The organism is Pseudomonas sp. No.21 (genome assembly GCF_054558415.1).
Window position 1 is genome coordinate 189,224 of record NZ_BAAJNO010000012.1, and the last position, 16,669, is coordinate 205,892.

The window sequence follows — 16,669 nt, forward strand, 5'->3', positions numbered from 1 at the left end:
GTTCGGGAAGCGTGTGCACCAAAATCGGGCAAGGGGATCGAGATGAACCTGGAAACCAAATGGCTGGAGGACTTCGTCGCCCTGGCCGCCACCCGCAGCTTTTCCCAGGCGGCGGAGAAGCGCTTCGTCACCCAGCCGGCTTTCAGCCGGCGCATCCGCAGCCTGGAGTCGGCCCTGGGGCTGACCCTGGTGAACCGCTCGCGCACGCCCATCGAACTGACCGAGTCGGGCCAGCTGTTCCTGGTCACGGCGCGCAGCATGGTCGAGCAGATGGGCGAGGTGGTGCGCCACCTGCACCACCTGGAAGGCCAGCAGGGCGAGGTGCTGCAGTTCGCCGCGGCCCACTCCCTGGCGCTGGGCTTCTTCCCGCAGTGGATCGCGCGGCTGCGGGGCGAGGGCCTGAACATCGCCAGCCGCCTGATCGCCACCAACGTCGGCGATGCCGTGCATTCCCTGCGCGAGGGCAGTTGCGACCTGATCCTGGCCTTCTACGATCCGGATGCCTCCCTGCAGATGGACCCGGAGATCTTCCCCTCCATGCACCTGGGCAGCACCGAGATGCTGCCGGTGAGCGCCGTGGATGCCCATGGCGAGCCGCTCTACAGCCTGGAGAACGGGCAGAGCGTGCCGTTGCTGGCCTACACCGCGGGGGCCTTCCTCGGGCGCTCGGTGAACCTGCTGCTGCGCCAGCGTGCGCTGCGTTCCACCACCGTCTACGAGACGGCCATGGCCGACAGCCTGAAGAGCATGGCCTTGCAGGGCATGGGCGTGGCCTGGGTGCCGCGCCTGAGTGCCCAGGCCGAGCTGGCGCGCGGGGAGCTGGTGGTGTGCGGGGGCAGCCAGTGGCATATCCCGCTGGAGATCCGCCTGTACCGCTGCGCCCTGGTGCGCAAGGCGTCGATCCGCCTGCTGTGGCGCAAGCTGGAAGGCGGGGCGGGCAGCGAGGGCGCGACCCCGGCCTGAGCCGGGGCCGCGGGGCGGTCACATCTGCAGGACGACGCGGCCTTCGATCTGGCCGGCGCGCATGCGGTCGAGGATGGCGTTGATGTTGTCCAGGCGGTCGGTGCTGAAGGTGGAATGCACCAGGCCTTCGCCGGCGAAGTCCAGCGCCTCCTGCAGGTCGGCACGGGTGCCGACGATGGAGCCGGTGATGCTGATGGCCTTGAGCACCACGTCGAAGATCGGTGTGGGGAAGTCGCCCGGCGGCAGGCCCACCAGCGCCACGGTGCCGCCGCGACGGGCCATGCCGATGGCCTGGCCGAAGGCGCTGTTGGACACGGCGGTGACCAGCACGCCGTGGGCGCCGCCGATGTCGCGCTGGATCACCTCGGCGGGGTTCTCGTTACGGGCATTGACCGTGAGGCTGGCGCCGAGCTTGCGGGCCAGCTCCAGCTTGGTGTCGTCGACGTCGATGGCCGCCACGTGCAGGCCCATGGCGCGGGCGTACTGCACGGCCACGTGACCGAGGCCGCCGATGCCGGAGATGGCCACCCACTGGCCGGGGCGCGCGCCGGTCACCTTGAGGCCTTTATAGACAGTGACGCCCGCGCAGAGGATCGGCGCGATCTCGGCGAAGCCGACGTTCTTCGGCAGCAGCCCGACGTAGTTCGGGTCGGCCAGCACGTATTCGGCGTAGCCGCCGTTCACCGAGTAGCCGGTGTTCTGCTGCCCCTCGCAGAGGGTTTCCCAGCCGGTCAGGCAGTGTTCGCAGCAGCCGCAGGCGGTGTACAGCCAGGGCACGCCGACGCGGTCGCCTTCCTTGACGCGGGTGACCCCGGCGCCCACCGCCGCGACGTAGCCGACGCCCTCGTGCCCGGGAATGAAGGGCAGGGCGGGTTTCACCGGCCAGTCGCCCTCGGCGGCGTGCAGGTCGGTGTGGCAGACGCCCGATGCCTCGATCTTCACGAGGATCTGGCCGGGGCCGGGCAGTGGCACTTTCACCTCTTCGATACGCAGCGGTTCGCCGAAGGCGTGGACGACGGCGGCTTTCATGGTCTGGCTCATGGCATGCACCTCCTGGAAACGGAGCCTGGAGTGTGCACCCGCAGGCCGGGCTGCCCCTTGCTCCAGGGCAATTTCCGGGCGCCTTGGCGAGCCGCTGGACGGACGGTAGGCAAGGGCGGGCTTTGCGTTATACTGCGCGGCCTTCGGCCGGCAGCGCACGCCGGCCCACATCGCAGACAAGCCACGCACTATGCGTGGCTTGTTGGTTTTTCGACCCTTGATGAGGCACGACGATGAGCGCACTGGTAGGCGTGATCATGGGCTCCAAGTCCGATTGGAGCACCCTCAGCCACACCGCCGAGATGCTGGACAAGCTGGGCATCCCCTATGAAGTGAAGGTGGTCTCCGCCCACCGCACCCCGGACCTGCTGTTCCAGTACGCCGATGAAGCCGAGGCCCGTGGCATCCAGGTGATCATCGCCGGTGCCGGCGGCGCCGCCCACCTGCCGGGCATGTGCGCGGCCAAGACCCACCTGCCGGTGCTCGGCGTGCCGGTGCAGTCGTCCATGCTCTCGGGGGTCGACTCGCTGCTCTCCATCGTGCAGATGCCGGCGGGCATCCCGGTCGCCACCCTGGCCATCGGCAAGGCCGGCGCGGTCAACGCCGCCCTGCTGGCCGCCAGCATCCTCGGCCACCAGCACCCGCAGTACCACGCGGCGCTGAAGGCCTTCCGCGACGAGCAGACCCGCTCGGTGCTCGACAACCCGGACCCGCGTGAGGCCTGACAGATGAAGATCGGCGTGATCGGTGGCGGCCAGCTCGGCCGCATGATGGCCCTGGCGGGCACCCCGCTGGGCATGGACTTCGCCTTCCTCGACCCGGCCCCCGACGCCTGCGCCCAGGCGCTCGGCGAGCACATCCGCGCTGACTACGGCGACCAGGACCACCTGCGCCAGCTGGCGGACGAAGTGGACCTGGTGACCTTCGAGTTCGAGAGCGTGCCGGCCGAGACCGTGGCCTTCCTCTCCCAGTTCGTGCCGGTCTATCCCTCGGCCAATGCCCTGCGCATCGCCCGTGACCGCTGGTTCGAGAAGTCGATGTTCAAGGACCTGGGCATCCCCACGCCCGCGTTCGCCGACATCCAGTCCCAGGCGGACCTGGACGCCGCCGTGGCCGCCATCGGCCTGCCGGCGGTGATGAAGACCCGCACCCTGGGCTACGACGGCAAGGGCCAGAAGGTCCTGCGCAGCCCGGCGGACGTGGCCGGTGCCTTCGCCGAGCTGGGCAGCGTGCCCTGCATCCTCGAAGGCTTCGTGCCCTTCACCGGCGAAGTGTCCCTGGTGGCGGTGCGCGCCCGCGACGGCGAGACGCGCTTCTACCCGCTGGTGCACAACACCCACGAGAACGGCATCCTGCGCCTGTCCATCGCCAGCACCGACCACCCGCTGCAGGCCCTGGCCGAGGACTACGTCGGCCGCGTGCTGCGCGAGCTGGACTACGTCGGCGTGCTGGCCTTCGAATTCTTCGAGGTGGACGGCGGCCTGAAGGCCAACGAGATCGCCCCGCGCGTGCACAACTCCGGCCACTGGACCATCGAAGGCGCCGAGTGCAGCCAGTTCGAGAACCACCTGCGCGCCGTCGCCGGCCTGCCGTTGGGTTCCACCGCCAAGGTGGGCGAGAGCGCCATGCTCAACTTCATCGGCGACGTGCCGCCGGTGGAGAAGGTGATCGCCGTCGGCGACTGCCACCTGCACCACTACGGCAAGGCCTTCAAGGCCGGGCGCAAGGTCGGCCACGCCACCCTGCGCAGCGCCGACCTGGCGACCCTGAAGGCGCGCATCGCCGAGGTCGAGGCGCTGATCGCCGGCTGAACCCCGGTCGCTGCTTCCAGTCTGAAAAAGGGCGTGTCCACGGACACGCCCTTTTTTCATTCAGGAGTAAATGCCATGGGGCTCATCGGAACCATCTTCATCGGCCTGATCGTCGGTCTGGTCGCGCGCTTCCTCAAACCCGGCGACGACAGCATGGGCTGGATCTGGACCATCCTCCTGGGGATCGGCGGTTCCGTCGCCGCCACTTATGGGGGCCAGGCCCTGGGCATCTATCACGCCGGCGAGGGTGCCGGCTTCATCGGTGCCGTGGTCGGTGCCGTCATCCTTCTGGTGATCTACGGCGCCATCAAGAAGAGCTGAGGGAGCTGGGAACGGGCCCGGCGAGGACTCCGTTGAAAAACGTGGACGAGGCAGGCGATGCAAGGCGAAAACGGCCGTAGCGGCAATGCAGTCAGTTTTTCAACGGGCTGTTAGTCTTGGCGCCTGTTTCTCTACCTGAGTCCTGCACGATGCGCCGCGCCCTGCTTCTCTCCCTGCTGCTGTGCAGCACCCTGGCCCATGCCCGGCTGGAGCTGCCGGAAACCGACTGGCTCGAGCTGATGCCACCCGAGGACCGCAAGGCCCTGGAGGAGATGCCCGAGATCAGCCACGACACCCCGGAGGCGGATGGCACCTTCGGCAACAAGGGTGGCCTCAAGCAGCAGGACAAGGACCTGCCGGCGGTGATGTATTCGGCGAAGACCGTGGCCAGGCTCAATGGCAGGAAGATCCGCATCGGTGGCTATCCGGTGCCCCTGGAGACCGACGCCAAGGGGCGCGGCACGCTGTTCTTCCTGGTGCCCTACCCGGGCGCCTGCATCCACGTTCCGCCGCCGCCGCCGAACCAGATCGTGCTGGTGCGCTACCCCAAGGGCGTCGCCCTCGACGATATCTACACCCCGCTCTGGGTCACCGGCACGCTCAAGGTGGAGTCGGTCAGCAACGACCTGGCCGACGCCGCCTATGCGCTGGATGCGGGCGAGGTGAGGGTCGTGCAGGACGAGGATATCCAGTGAGGCGGCGTTCGGGTGGCGCGCCCCGCCACTACCGGGTCGAGGCATCAAATGTGCCGCGTTCGGCTCCGCCTGGTGGAGGTAAAAAGCGACCTCCACCCTACACAACGGTCATGTCCGAGCCTGGGTAGGGGCGACTTTAGTCGCCAAGCGCTTCGCTCCACAGGCTGACGGCCATGCCATGGCTGGCGCCGGGTTGCAGCAGCAGGGCGTCGTCCAGTACACGGGCGGTTTCGATGCAGAGCATGCGCTGCCAGGCGTCGTCGGCGAACTGGGAGAGGCGGGCGGCCTTGTCGATCCAGGGGTTCCACACCACCGCCGAGGCGGAGTCGCTGGCTTCGATCAGCACCCGGCGCTGCCAGGCCTGGTCACGGATGGCCAGACGCGCCGGGGTGCCCAGGTAGATGCGGTCGGTCTCGCCGGTGAAGCCGACATCGCCTTGCTGGATGCGGCGCTCCCAGCCTTCCAGGGTCTCGATGTAGTCGCAGCCGTCCAGGCCTTCCACATGCACCTGGTGGATATCGCCGACGGCGAAGTAGCTGTGCAGCGCCTGGGTCAGGGCCAGGGGCGCGGTGCCGCGGTTGCGGGTTTCCAGCCTCAGGTGCAGGCGCTGGTCGAGGCGGATCTCCAGGCGCAGCTCGGCGTCGCCGTTCCAGCCGGGCAGGGGCGTGCGGCGGCTGTCCCAGGACAGCACCAGGCGCGCCGCGCCCTCCAGGGCCTCGACGCTTTCCAGTTCCCAGTCGAGGCTGCGCACGCCGCCGTGGGCCGGGGCCTCGCCGTCCGCCGGGTAGTGCGCCTGCACGTCCAGGGGGTTGCGCCGCAGGTCGCCGAACCAGGGCCAGCACACCGGCACGCCACCGCGCACCGACTGGCCGCGCTTGAACGCCGCCTGCTCGCTGAGCCAGATCAGTGGCTCTTCGCCGTTGCGCTGGTAGCTCAGCACCTGGGCGCCCTGCTGGGCCACCAGCAGCTCCGAATCGGCGGTGCGCAGGCGCCAGCACGCCAGTTCGTCCATCTCGATCCGCTCGATCTGCGGAACCTTGCTTTCGCTGTTCATCCGGGGGCTCCTGGGCCTGTGGCTGCTTGCCGTCTGCATTGGGCAGGGGCGGGCCGGCGGGGTTCCCCCGAAACCGGCGAATGCGTGAGCAATATCAGGAAGAAGGGGCGTTCGCGGCTGCGGCGCCCCTCGTGGCGGCTCAGCCGCGGCGCGGCGGAACGGGGCGGGTGCGACCGCTGCCGTCGATGGCGACGAAGACGAACACCGCTTCGGTGACCTTGCGCCATTCACTGGAGAGCGGGTCGTCGCTCCAGACCTCGACCAGCATCTGGATCGAGCTGCGGCCGATCTCCAGTGCCTGGGTATAGAAGGAGAGCTGGGCGCCCACGGCCACCGGGACGAGGAACGCCATGCGGTCGATGGCGACGGTGGCGACGCGGCCGCCGGCGACCTTGCTGGCCATGGCGGTGCCGGCGAGGTCCATCTGCGAGACCAGCCAGCCGCCGTAGATGTCGCCGAAACCGTTGGTTTCGCGCGGCAGCGCGGTGATCTGCAAGGCCAGGTCGCCCTGGGGAGTCAGGTTTTCTTCTTCTTCGATCTCGATCATGCCTGGGGTGCCTCTGCCCCTGTGCTGCTCTGGATGGCTTCAATGGACGGGGAAGGGCAAGGTGCCCTGCAAAGTTCCCCCTGCGCCCGCCGACCCACTGCATGTCGCCCGCGCGCAACAGCGCGCAGTATATAGCTCGCCGCGACGGGCGACGACCGCCGGGTTTCGCTTTTGACCACCCATACGTCAGAGATTGTGTGCGCCCGGCGGCTTTTTGCTATTTTGCGGACCGGCCCGCCGCCAACGCAGCGGCGGGGCATGCCCTGCCTGCACTGACAAGAGACCTTCCATGTCCACCGTTACCGCCTCCGAGGCCCCCGCGCGGCCGTTGACCCGCAGCGACTACAAGACCCTCTCCCTGTCCGCCCTGGGCGGTGCCCTCGAGTTCTACGATTTCATCATCTTCGTGTTCTTCGCGGCGGTGGTCGGCAAGCTGTTCTTCCCCGCCGAGATGCCCGAGTGGCTGCGCCAGTTGCAGACCTTCGGCATCTTCGCGGCCGGTTACCTGGCGCGGCCCCTGGGCGGCATCGTCATGGCGCACTTCGGCGACCTGCTGGGGCGCAAGCGCATGTTCACCCTGAGCATCTTCCTCATGGCGGTGCCGACGCTGATCATGGGCCTGCTGCCCACCTACGCGCAGATCGGCATCTGGGCGCCCCTTGCCCTGCTGTTGCTGCGGGTGATCCAGGGCGCCGCCATCGGTGGCGAGGTGCCCGGTGCCTGGGTGTTCGTCGCCGAGCACGTGCCGGAGCGGAATATCGGCTACGCCTGCGGCACCCTGACGTCGGGGCTGACCTTCGGCATCCTGCTGGGCTCGCTGATGGCGACCCTGATCAACAGCATCTATACCCCGGCCGAGGTGCAGGACTGGGCCTGGCGCATCCCCTTCCTGGTGGGCGGGGTGTTCGGCCTGTTCTCCGTGTACCTGCGCCGCTGGCTGCACGAGACCCCGGTGTTCGCCGAGCTGCAGCAGCGCAAGGCGCTGGCCGAGGAAGTGCCGCTCAAGGCGGTGCTGCGCGAGCACCGTGGCGCCATCGCCATCAGCATGCTGCTGACCTGGGTGCTGTCGGCGGGCATCGTGGTCGTCATCCTCATGACCCCCACCGTGCTGCAGACCGTGTACGGCTTCGCGGCCGCCACCGCGCTCAAGGCCAACAGCCTGGCGATCGTCTGCCTGACGGTCGGCTGCATCGCCTCCGGCGCCATCGCCGATCGCTTCGGCGCGGGCCGTACCTTCCTGGTGGGCGGGCTGTTGCTGGCGGCCAGTTCCTGGACCTTCTACACCAGCCTCAAGGCGCACCCGGACTGGCTGTTCCCGCTCTACGCGCTGACCGGGCTGTTCGTCGGCACCATCGGCGCGGTGCCCTATGTGATGGTCAAGGCCTTCCCGCCGGTAGTGCGCTTCTCCGGCCTGTCGTTCTCCTACAACCTGGCCTACGCCATCTTCGGTGGGCTGACGCCGATGATCGTCTCCCTGCTGATGAAGTGGGACCCGCTGGGGCCGGCCTACTACGTGGCGGCGCTGTGCGGGCTGGCGATGGTCATTGGTCTGTACCTGATCGGCAAGAAGCGCTGATCGGCTCCATCACAGTGGGGAGCTCCGCGGTGATGGGGTTCGCGGAGCTCTACCCATCCTACGGTGCCGTGGCCGGGGAACGGGGCTGCACACCGGGCCTCACTTGACGGTCGAGGTCACCCGCCAGACCTTGTTGCCCACGTCGTCGGTCACCAGCAGGGCGCCCTGGGCGTCGAGCATCACATCCACCGGGCGGCCCTGGGCGTTGCCGTCGGCATCGAGGAAGCCGGTGAGCACGTCCACCGGCTCGCCATTGGGCTTGCCGTCCTTGAAGGGCACGAAGATCACCTTGTAGCCGCTGTGCGGCTTGCGGTTCCACGAGCCGTGCTGGCCGACGAACAGGCCGTCCTGGAAGTCCGGCAAGGCGCTGCCACGGCCGAAGGCGATGCCGAGGGAGGCGGTGTGCGGGCCCAGGGCGTAGTCGGGCACCAGGGCCTTGGCGACCTTCTCCGGGTTGGCCGGCTGCACGCGCTCGTCGACGTGCTGGCCGTAGTAGCTCCAGGGCCAGCCGTAGAAGCCGCCGTCCTTGACCGAGGTGATGTAGTCGGGCACCAGGTCGCTGCCGATCTCGTCGCGTTCGTTCACCGCCGTCCACAGCGTGCCGGTCTCGGGCTCCCAGGCCAGGCCGTTGGGGTTGCGCAGGCCGCTGGCGAACAGGCGCTTGGTGCCGCTGGCGCGGTCCACTTCCCAGATCGCCGCGCGGCCTTCTTCCATCTCCAGGCCGTTCTCGCCGACGTTGCTGTTGGAGCCGACGGTGACGTACAGCTTGCTGCCGTCGCGGCTGGCGATGACGTTCTTGGTCCAGTGGTGGTTGATGCCCGCCGGCAGGTCGGTGACCTTCTGCGGCGTGGCCTCGATGCGCGTCTGGCCTTCCTGGTAGGGCACGCGCACCAGGGCGTCGGCGTTGGCGATGTAGAAGTCCCCGCCCACCAGGGCCATGCCGAAGGGGGAGTGGAGGTTTTCCAGGAAGGGCGTCTTCAGGTCGGCCACGCCGTCGCCGTCGTTGTCGCGCAGCAGGGTGATGCGGTCGGCGCTGGGGGTGCGGGCGCCGGCCTTCTCCATGACCTTGCCGGCGATCCAGCCCTTGAGGCTGAAGCCGCCATCGGATGCCGGGGCGTTGCTCTCGGCCACCAGCACATCGCCATTGGGCAGCAGGTAGAGCCAGCGCGGGTGGTCCAGGCCCTCGGCAAAGGCCTTCACCTGCGTGCCGGCAGTGGCGGTCGGCAGGCCGCCTTCGGGCCAGCCCTTGGCCGGGGCCACGTTCACCGTGGGCAGCAGGGTCTTGTTCGGCGGCGGCAGCCGGGGGTTGGCGCCGGTGCCGTCGCTGACCTCGAGGGTGGCCTTGTCGCCGCAGGCCGTGCAGGCGGCGAGGAGGGCCGCCAGGGGCATCAGTCGTAGGGGGTGCATGGTCGTTCTCCTGGGGGTGCGGGCTCATTCAAGCAGGTTTGGACCGTCATGATGGCCATTCATCCAATTGTCATATTCGGTTCATAGAGTGTTCATACGGCCTGCAGATACTGGCCACCGATTCATCCAACCCGATCCTTTGCTAGGAGCAAGGCATGAAACTGAAGCGTTTGATGGCGGCCCTGACTTTCGTCGCCGCCGGCGTAGCGACCGCCAGCGCGGTTGCCGCTGTCGACCCGTCCATCCCGTCCTACACCAAGACCACTGGCGTATCCGGCAACCTCTCCAGCGTCGGTTCGGACACCCTGGCCAACCTGATGACCCTGTGGGCCGAAGCCTACAAGCGTGAATACCCGAACGTGAACATCCAGATCCAGGCCGCCGGTTCCTCCACCGCGCCGCCGGCTCTGACCGAAGGCACCGCCAACCTGGGCCCGATGAGCCGCAAGATGAAGGACGTCGAGCTGCAGGCCTTCGAACAGAAGTACGGTTACAAGCCGACCGCCGTCCCGGTCGCCGTCGACGCCCTGGCGATCTTCGTGCACAAGGACAACCCCATCAAAGGCCTGACCATGCAGCAGGTCGACGCCATCTTCTCCGCCAACCGCCTGTGCGGTGGCAAGAGCAACATCAAGACCTGGGGCGAGCTGGGCGTGACCGGCGACCTGGCCGAGAAGCCGATCCAGCTGTTCGGCCGCAACTCGGTATCCGGCACCTACGGCTACTTCAAGGAAGAAGCCCTGTGCAAAGGCGACTTCAAGGCCAACGTCAACGAGCAGCCGGGTTCGGCTTCCGTCGTCCAGTCCATCAGCCAGTCCCTCAACGGCATCGGCTACTCGGGCATCGGCTACAAGACTTCCAGCGTGAAGACCGTCGCCCTGGCCAAGAAGGAAGGCGGCGAGTTCGTCGAAGACAACGAGCAGAACGCCCTGAACGGCAGCTACCCGCTGTCCCGCTTCCTCTACGTCTACGTCAACAAGGCCCCGAACAAGCCTCTGGCCCCGCTGGAAGCCGAGTTCGTGAAGCTGGTGCTGTCGCAACAAGGCCAGCAGGTCGTGGTGAAGGATGGCTACATCCCGCTGCCGGCCAAGGTCGCTGAAAAAGCACTGAAGGATCTGGGCCTGTAATCCAGGACAGATGAAGGGGGCGGCCGCTTCGCAGGCCGCCCCGCAAGGACGCGACGATGGCGGGAGACCCCCGCCATGGAGGCCCGCCCCCGGCACCATGCCCAGGGTGGGCCTCGTTGCGTCACCTCGCTGTAATCTTTCTGTCATACGAAGGCTTTAGGGTGTGCCCATGAATGATCTGGCCAGTTCCCCCATGACCTCGACGAATCCCCCCGAGCGCATCGACTTCAACACGCCGGCGCTGCAGCGCAAGCGTCGCATCCGTGCGCTGAAAGACAACCTGACCCGCTGGTACGTACTGGTGGGCGGCCTGGCCGTTCTCGCGGCCATCACCCTGATCTTCTTCTACCTCGCCTACGTGGTGCTGCCCCTGTTCCAGGGCGCCGAGCTGACCGCGAAGAAAGTGCAGAGCCCCGCGTGGCTCCAGCAGGACGCCGGCAAGCCGCTGCTGCTGACCATCGAGGAGCAGAACCAGGTCGGCATGCGCATTTCCGACAAGGGCGAGGCGGTGTTCTTCGCCACCAAGGACGGCGCCGAGCTCAAGCGCACCCCGCTGCCGCTGCCCGCCGGTGCGAGCGTGGTGTCCATCGGCCAGGACCAGCCCGGTAGCCCGCTGGTGGCCCTGGGCCTCTCCAATGGCCAGGTGTTGCTGTTCAAGCACAGCTACGCGGTGACCTACCCGGACAACAAGCGGGTGATCACCCCGCAGATCGACTTCCCCTATGGCGACAAGCCCCTGGTGCTGAACCAGGACGGCGGCGCGCTGGAGCACGTGGCGGTCAACCACAACGACGAGACCCTGCTGCTGGCCGGTTCCACCGGCAACCAGCTGCACGTGCAGGAGCTGGTCAGCGAAGAAAACATGCTCACCGGCGAGACCACCGTCGAGCAGAACGCCATCGACCTGCCGCAGATGACCGAGCCGATCAAGGCCATCTACGTCGACCCGCGCCAGCAGTGGCTGTACGTGGTCAATGGCCGTGCCCAGGTGGACGTCTTCAGCCTGCACGACAAGAGCCTCAACGGTCGCTACAAACTGTTCGAGGAAGGTGATCGCGAAGTGTCCTCCAGCAACCTGCTGCTGGGTGGCATCTCCCTGATGATCGGTGACTCCAAGGGCGACGTGAGCCAGTGGTTCATGGTCCGTGGCGCCGACGGCGAAGCCCGCCTGACCCACATCCGCAGCTTCCAGCTGGGCCAGGCGCCGGTGGTGCAGATCGCCCCCGAGGAGCGTCGCAAGGGCTTCCTCGCCCTGGATGCCAGCGGCAAGCTCGGCGTCTTCCACAGCACCGCCGAGCGCACCCTGCTGATCGAACAGGTCACCGACGGTGCCGGCCTGATGGCCTTCTCGCCGCGCGCCAATCGCGTGGTGATCGAAGAGGGCGGCCAGCTGCTGCCCTTCAGCCTGCGCAACCCGCACCCGGAAGTCTCCTGGAGCGCGCTGTGGGGCAAGGTCTGGTACGAAAGCTACGACGCACCCAAGTACGTCTGGCAATCCACCGCCGCCAACACCGACTTCGAGCCCAAGCTGAGCCTGGCGCCGCTGACCTTCGGCACCCTCAAGGCCGCCTTCTACGCCATGCTGCTGGCCGCCCCGCTGGCCATCGCCGCCGCCATCTACACCGCCTACTTCATGGCGCCGAGCATGCGCCGCAAGGTCAAGCCGGTGATCGAGCTGATGGAAGCGCTGCCGACGGTGATCCTCGGCTTCTTCGCCGGCCTGTTCCTGGCGCCCTACGTCGAGGGGCACCTGCCGGGCATCTTCAGCCTGCTGCTGCTCACGCCGATCGGCATCCTGCTCGCCGGCTTCCTCTGGAGCCGCCTGCCCGAGTCGATCCGCCTGCGCGTGCCGGACGGTTTCGAAGCGGCGATCCTGATCCCCGTGGTGCTGCTGGTGGGCTGGTTCGCCCTGGGCATGAGCCCGCTGCTGGAAGCCTGGTTCTTCGGGGGCGACATGCGCCTGTGGATCAGCAATGACCTGGGCATCACCTACGACCAGCGCAACGCCCTGATCGTCGGCCTGGCCATGGGCTTCGCGGTGATCCCGAACATCTTCTCCATCGCCGAGGACGCCATCTTCAGCGTGCCGCGCAGCCTCACCTACGGCTCCCTGGCCCTGGGTGCCACGCCCTGGCAGACGCTGACCCGCGTGGTCATCCTCACCGCCAGCCCGGGCATCTTCTCCGCGCTGATGATCGGCCTTGGCCGTGCGGTGGGCGAGACCATGATCGTGCTGATGGCCACCGGCAACACCCCGGTGATGGAAGTGAACATCTTCGAAGGCATGCGCACCCTGGCGGCCAATGTCGCGGTGGAGATGCCGGAATCCGAGGTGGGCGGCTCGCATTACCGCGTGCTGTTCCTCGCGGCCCTGGTGCTGCTGATGTTCACCTTCGTCATGAACACCCTGGCAGAGCTGATCCGTCAGCGCCTGCGCAAGAAATACGCCTCGCTTTAAGGTGGAGAATTCCGTGAAACAGGTTTCCCTCAAATACTGGTTCAAAAGCGGCGCGCCAGGTGTGTGGATGAGCGGTGGCGCGGTTTCCATCGCCGTCATCATGACCATCGGCCTGCTCTCGGTGATCGCCGTGCGTGGCCTCGGCCACTTCTGGCCGGCCGACCTGATCGAAGCCCAGTACAGCGTCCCGGGCCAGGCGCCCAAGGCGCTGATCGGCGAAGCGGTGCAGATCGAGGAAGTATCCCGCGCGCGCCTCAAGGGCGCCGGCCTGCCGGTGCCCGAGGAGGGCCCCGAGTTCATGACCCGCGAGCTGGTCAAGGTGGGCAACCGCGAGGTCTACGGCAGCGACTTCACCTGGGTGGTGGGCGAATGGCTGCAGGACCAGAAGAAACCCGCCGAGCTGGTCGCCATGGAGCGCCGCGAGTGGGGCAACTTCTACGGTCGCCTGGTGAGCGTGAAGGAAAACGGCCAGGTCGTCGCCGAAGGCGAGGCCGCCATGGCCGAGCTGCAGAAGCGCCTGAAGCGCGTCGACGACCTCTACGCCCAGCTCTACAAGCTGGAGAAGAAGGACATCGGTGCCATCAACCACGGCCTCGAGCGCCTGCGCCTGGACGGCCGCAAGCTGGAGCTGGACGGCAAGCTGGACGCCGCCGCGCAGGCTGACCTGGCCGCCGCGCGTGCCGAGCTGGAGGCCCGCTACAAGGGCCTCGAAGCGCAACTGGGCGGCCTGCACGAAGCCTTCAACCGCGACAGCGTGGTGGTCCGCGAGGCCGGTGGCCAGGAGCAGGAGATCTCCCTGGGCAAGGTGGTGCACGCCTACCAGCCCAACTCGATGGGCCTGTTCCAGAAGCTCGGCTTCTACTTCGCCAAGCTGTGGGAATTCCTCGCCGACGACCCGCGTGAGGCCAACACCGAGGGCGGCATCTTCCCGGCCATCTTCGGCACCGTGATGATGACCCTGATCATGGCCGTGATCGTCACCCCCTTCGGCGTGGTGGCGGCCATCTACCTGCGCGAATACGCCAAGCAGGGCCTGCTGACCCGCATCATCCGCATCGCCGTGAACAACCTGGCCGGTGTCCCGGCCATCGTCTACGGCGTGTTCGGCCTGGGCTTCTTCGTCTATGTGCTGGGCGGCTCCATCGACCGCCTGTTCTTCCCCGAGGCCGCCCCGGCGCCGACCTTCGGCACCCCGGGCCTGCTGTGGGCCTCGCTGACCCTGGCGATCCTCGCGGTGCCGGTGGTGATCGTCGCCACCGAGGAAGGCCTGGCGCGCATCCCCCGTGCGGTGCGCGAAGGCTCCCTGGCCCTCGGCGCGACCAAGGCCGAGACCCTGTGGAAGATCGTCCTGCCGATGGCCAGCCCGGCCATGATGACCGGCCTGATCCTCGCCGTGGCCCGCGCCGCCGGCGAAGTGGCGCCGCTGATGCTGGTGGGCGTGGTGAAGCTGGCCCCGAGCCTGCCGGTGGACGGCAACTACCCGTACCTGCACCTGGACCAGAAGATCATGCACCTGGGCTTCCACATCTACGACGTCGGCTTCCAGAGCCCCAACGTCGAGGCCGCCCGCCCGCTGGTGTACGCCACCGCGCTGTTGCTGGTGCTGGTGATCGCGCTGCTGAACCTCTCGGCCGTGGCCATCCGCAACCACCTGCGCGAGAAGTACAAGGCGCTGGATAACTGAGTCAGCCCCGAGCGGCGTGCAGCACGCCGCTCCGCTTGAAAACTTAAGCTTGTAGCCTGGCGCTACGAACGGAGTGAAACCATGCAACACGAAAGCCACAGCCACGGCGTCAACATCTCCGCCCTCGGCCGCAGCAAGCAGAGCCTGAGCCTGGCCGAGGAAACCGTTGCCCTCGAAGTGCCCGGCCTGAACCTGTTCTACGGCGAGAAGCAGGCGCTGTACGACGTGCAGATGAACATCCCGAAACAGCGCGTGACCGCCTTCATCGGCCCGTCCGGCTGCGGCAAGTCCACGCTGCTGCGCTGCTTCAACCGCATGAACGACCTGGTGGACGGCTGCCGCGTCGAGGGCGAGATCCGCCTCGACGGCAACAACATCTACCGCAAGGGCGAGGAAGTGGCCGAGCTGCGCCGCCGCGTCGGCATGGTGTTCCAGAAGCCCAACCCCTTCCCCAAGAGCATCTACGAGAACGTCGTCTACGGCCTGCGCATCCAGGGCATCAACAAGAAGCGCGTGCTCGACGAAGCCGTCGAGTGGGCCCTCAAGGGCGCGGCGTTGTGGGAGGAGGTCAAGGACCGCCTGCACGAATCCGCCCTCGGCCTCTCCGGCGGCCAGCAACAGCGCCTGGTCATCGCCCGCACCATCGCGGTCGAACCCGAAGTGCTGCTGCTCGACGAACCCTGCTCGGCGCTGGACCCGATCTCCACCCTCAAGGTGGAAGAGCTGATCTACGAGCTCAAGAGCAAGTACACCATCGTCATCGTCACCCACAACATGCAGCAGGCCGCGCGCGTCTCCGACTACACGGCGTTCATGTACATGGGCAAGCTGATCGAATTCGGCGATACCGATACCCTGTTCACCAACCCGGCCAAGAAGCAGACCGAGGACTACATCACCGGTCGTTATGGCTAGTCGCGCGAGCGCCAGCTTGAAGCGGGAAGCTTGAAGCTGGAAGTTGAACGACGGACACCGATTAACAGGCTTCAAGCTTCTGGCTTCAAGCTTCCAGCTTTCGCGGAGCGAACATGATCGACAAAGACAGCCTCACGCATCACATCTCCCAGCAGTTCAACGCCGAACTGGAGGAAGTGCGCAGCCACCTCCTGGCCATGGGCGGCCTGGTTGAGAAGCAGGTGAACGACGCCGTCACCGCGCTGATCGACGCCGACTCGGGCCTGGCCCAGCAGGTGCGCGAGATCGATGACGAGATCAACCAGATGGAGCGCAACATCGACGAGGAGTGCGTGCGCATCCTCGCCCGTCGCCAGCCGGCGGCTTCCGACCTGCGCCTGATCATCAGCGTGTCCAAGTCGGTGATCGACCTGGAGCGCATCGGCGACGAAGCCTCGAAGATCGCCCGCCGCGCCATCCAGCTCTGCGAAGAGGGCGTCTCGCCGCGCGGCTACGTCGAGGTCCGCCACATCGGTGACCAGGTGCGCCGCATGGTGCAGGAGTCGCTGGACGCCTTCGCCCGTTTCGACGCCGACCTGGCCCTGTCGGTCGCCCAGTACGACAAGACCATCGACCGCGAGTACAAGACCGCCCTGCGCGAGCTGGTCACCTACATGATGGAAGACCCGCGTGCCATCAGCCGCGTGCTCAACATCATCTGGGCCCTGCGTTCCCTGGAGCGCATCGGCGACCACGCGCGCAACATCGCCGAACTGGTGATCTACCTGGTGCGCGGCACCGACGTGCGCCACATGGGCCTGGCGCGCATGCAGGAAGAAGTGAAGGGCACCGCCAACAAGGCCGGCGACACCCCCGCCAGCTGACCCGCCCCGCTTCAGGACGACGCCCGGCCATGCCGGGCGTTTCCGTTTGTGGCTCCAAGCTCTGCTCGCCAAGCGTCTCCTGCCGTGTGGGAGCGAATTCATTCGCGATGCTTTTCATCCGCGGGCGACATCCCGCGAGCCCCGCGAATCCCCTGCTGCCCAAGGCCCCGGCGCCACCTTTCACCCAAAAGGGTGCGCGATGTCGCA

Annotated in this window: 15 protein-coding genes; 11 read left to right on the forward strand and 4 right to left on the reverse strand. The window is 67.3% G+C overall.

The annotated features are described in order from the left end of the window. Positions 1-42 precede the first annotated feature (42 nt). Entirely contained in the window at positions 43-963 is a 921-nt protein-coding gene (locus ACYJSS_RS24280) for a LysR substrate-binding domain-containing protein (RefSeq protein WP_111263331.1), read from the forward strand. Positions 964-981: 18 nt separating this feature from the next. Here the strand turns inward: ACYJSS_RS24280 and adhP are convergent, their stop codons facing one another. Next, positions 982-2,004 (reverse strand): alcohol dehydrogenase AdhP, encoded by a 1,023-nt coding sequence (gene adhP / locus ACYJSS_RS24285; RefSeq protein ID WP_111263330.1) that lies wholly within the window; start codon positions 2,002-2,004, stop codon positions 982-984. A gap of 233 nt (positions 2,005-2,237) precedes the next feature. Here adhP and purE point away from each other — a divergent pair, with 233 nt between their 5' ends. From purE to ACYJSS_RS24305, 4 genes are all read left to right on the forward strand, one after another. Then, on the forward strand, positions 2,238-2,729 hold the full coding sequence (gene purE, locus ACYJSS_RS24290) for a 5-(carboxyamino)imidazole ribonucleotide mutase (RefSeq protein ID WP_111263329.1): 492 nt from the start codon (positions 2,238-2,240) through the stop codon (positions 2,727-2,729). A 3-nt stretch (positions 2,730-2,732) separates the two neighbouring features. After that, positions 2,733-3,815, forward strand: coding sequence for a 5-(carboxyamino)imidazole ribonucleotide synthase (locus ACYJSS_RS24295; RefSeq protein WP_111263328.1), 1,083 nt, complete (start codon positions 2,733-2,735; stop codon positions 3,813-3,815). 75 nt (positions 3,816-3,890) lie between these two features. Next, complete coding sequence (locus ACYJSS_RS24300; RefSeq protein WP_043243057.1) at positions 3,891-4,136, forward strand: GlsB/YeaQ/YmgE family stress response membrane protein; 246 nt, start codon at positions 3,891-3,893, stop codon at positions 4,134-4,136. 149 nt (positions 4,137-4,285) lie between these two features. Continuing rightward, a complete protein-coding gene (locus ACYJSS_RS24305) occupies positions 4,286-4,831 on the forward strand; it encodes a DUF3299 domain-containing protein (RefSeq protein WP_111263327.1) in 546 nt (181 codons plus the stop codon). A 136-nt stretch (positions 4,832-4,967) separates the two neighbouring features. On the opposite strand, the gene ACYJSS_RS24310 is transcribed toward ACYJSS_RS24305, so the two are convergent. Next, positions 4,968-5,885, reverse strand: coding sequence for a D-hexose-6-phosphate mutarotase (locus tag ACYJSS_RS24310; RefSeq protein ID WP_236205127.1), 918 nt, complete (start codon positions 5,883-5,885; stop codon positions 4,968-4,970). Positions 5,886-6,024: 139 nt separating this feature from the next. Beyond that, entirely contained in the window at positions 6,025-6,432 is a 408-nt protein-coding gene (locus tag ACYJSS_RS24315) for an acyl-CoA thioesterase (RefSeq protein ID WP_111263325.1), read from the reverse strand. Between the two features lie 289 nt (positions 6,433-6,721). Between ACYJSS_RS24315 and ACYJSS_RS24320 the strand changes: the two genes are divergently transcribed. Then, positions 6,722-8,008 carry an MFS transporter gene (locus ACYJSS_RS24320; protein ID WP_111263324.1) on the forward strand — a complete coding sequence of 429 codons (1,287 nt, stop codon included), beginning with the start codon at positions 6,722-6,724 and terminating at the stop codon, positions 8,006-8,008. Positions 8,009-8,107: 99 nt separating this feature from the next. Here ACYJSS_RS24320 and ACYJSS_RS24325 read toward each other — a convergent pair whose 3' ends face one another. Next, positions 8,108-9,415, reverse strand: a complete 1,308-nt coding sequence (locus tag ACYJSS_RS24325; protein WP_111263323.1) for a PQQ-dependent sugar dehydrogenase — start codon at positions 9,413-9,415, stop codon at positions 8,108-8,110. A 155-nt stretch (positions 9,416-9,570) separates the two neighbouring features. Here ACYJSS_RS24325 and ACYJSS_RS24330 point away from each other — a divergent pair, with 155 nt between their 5' ends. The 5 genes from ACYJSS_RS24330 (at position 9,571) to phoU (ending at position 16,462) form a co-directional block, all read left to right on the forward strand. Next, on the forward strand, positions 9,571-10,542 hold the full coding sequence (locus ACYJSS_RS24330; RefSeq protein ID WP_111263322.1) for a phosphate ABC transporter substrate-binding protein PstS: 972 nt from the start codon (positions 9,571-9,573) through the stop codon (positions 10,540-10,542). Positions 10,543-10,711: 169 nt separating this feature from the next. Further along, on the forward strand, positions 10,712-13,000 hold the full coding sequence (locus ACYJSS_RS24335) for an ABC transporter permease subunit (protein ID WP_373874588.1): 2,289 nt from the start codon (positions 10,712-10,714) through the stop codon (positions 12,998-13,000). 67 nt (positions 13,001-13,067) lie between these two features. After that, positions 13,068-14,684: a phosphate ABC transporter permease PstA gene (gene pstA, locus ACYJSS_RS24340; RefSeq protein ID WP_111263320.1), complete on the forward strand. Its 1,617-nt coding sequence runs from the start codon at positions 13,068-13,070 to the stop codon at positions 14,682-14,684. Positions 14,685-14,765: 81 nt separating this feature from the next. Continuing rightward, positions 14,766-15,599, forward strand: coding sequence for a phosphate ABC transporter ATP-binding protein PstB (gene pstB / locus ACYJSS_RS24345; RefSeq protein WP_111263319.1), 834 nt, complete (start codon positions 14,766-14,768; stop codon positions 15,597-15,599). Between the two features lie 113 nt (positions 15,600-15,712). Continuing rightward, positions 15,713-16,462 (forward strand): phosphate signaling complex protein PhoU, encoded by a 750-nt coding sequence (phoU, locus tag ACYJSS_RS24350; protein ID WP_173178196.1) that lies wholly within the window; start codon positions 15,713-15,715, stop codon positions 16,460-16,462. Positions 16,463-16,669: the final 207 nt, after the last annotated feature.

What these genes read in the sequence shown, in the direction of transcription:
- pstA (WP_111263320.1), top strand. Translation starts at nt 13,068, where the DNA reads ATGAGCGGTGGCGCGGTTTCCATCGCCGTCATCATGACCATCGGCCTG.
- ACYJSS_RS24305 (WP_111263327.1), top strand. Translation starts at nt 4,286, where the DNA reads ATGCGCCGCGCCCTGCTTCTCTCCCTGCTGCTGTGCAGCACCCTGGCC.
- ACYJSS_RS24335 (WP_373874588.1), top strand. Translation starts at nt 10,712, where the DNA reads ATGAATGATCTGGCCAGTTCCCCCATGACCTCGACGAATCCCCCCGAG.
- ACYJSS_RS24325 (WP_111263323.1), bottom strand. Translation starts at nt 9,415, where the DNA reads ATGCACCCCCTACGACTGATGCCCCTGGCGGCCCTCCTCGCCGCCTGC.
- ACYJSS_RS24320 (WP_111263324.1), top strand. Translation starts at nt 6,722, where the DNA reads ATGTCCACCGTTACCGCCTCCGAGGCCCCCGCGCGGCCGTTGACCCGC.
- ACYJSS_RS24300 (WP_043243057.1), top strand. Translation starts at nt 3,891, where the DNA reads ATGGGGCTCATCGGAACCATCTTCATCGGCCTGATCGTCGGTCTGGTC.
- purE (WP_111263329.1), top strand. Translation starts at nt 2,238, where the DNA reads ATGAGCGCACTGGTAGGCGTGATCATGGGCTCCAAGTCCGATTGGAGC.
- ACYJSS_RS24330 (WP_111263322.1), top strand. Translation starts at nt 9,571, where the DNA reads ATGAAACTGAAGCGTTTGATGGCGGCCCTGACTTTCGTCGCCGCCGGC.
- ACYJSS_RS24315 (WP_111263325.1), bottom strand. Translation starts at nt 6,432, where the DNA reads ATGATCGAGATCGAAGAAGAAGAAAACCTGACTCCCCAGGGCGACCTG.
- pstB (WP_111263319.1), top strand. Translation starts at nt 14,766, where the DNA reads ATGCAACACGAAAGCCACAGCCACGGCGTCAACATCTCCGCCCTCGGC.
- adhP (WP_111263330.1), bottom strand. Translation starts at nt 2,004, where the DNA reads ATGAGCCAGACCATGAAAGCCGCCGTCGTCCACGCCTTCGGCGAACCG.
- ACYJSS_RS24310 (WP_236205127.1), bottom strand. Translation starts at nt 5,885, where the DNA reads ATGAACAGCGAAAGCAAGGTTCCGCAGATCGAGCGGATCGAGATGGAC.
- ACYJSS_RS24295 (WP_111263328.1), top strand. Translation starts at nt 2,733, where the DNA reads ATGAAGATCGGCGTGATCGGTGGCGGCCAGCTCGGCCGCATGATGGCC.
- phoU (WP_173178196.1), top strand. Translation starts at nt 15,713, where the DNA reads ATGATCGACAAAGACAGCCTCACGCATCACATCTCCCAGCAGTTCAAC.
- ACYJSS_RS24280 (WP_111263331.1), top strand. Translation starts at nt 43, where the DNA reads ATGAACCTGGAAACCAAATGGCTGGAGGACTTCGTCGCCCTGGCCGCC.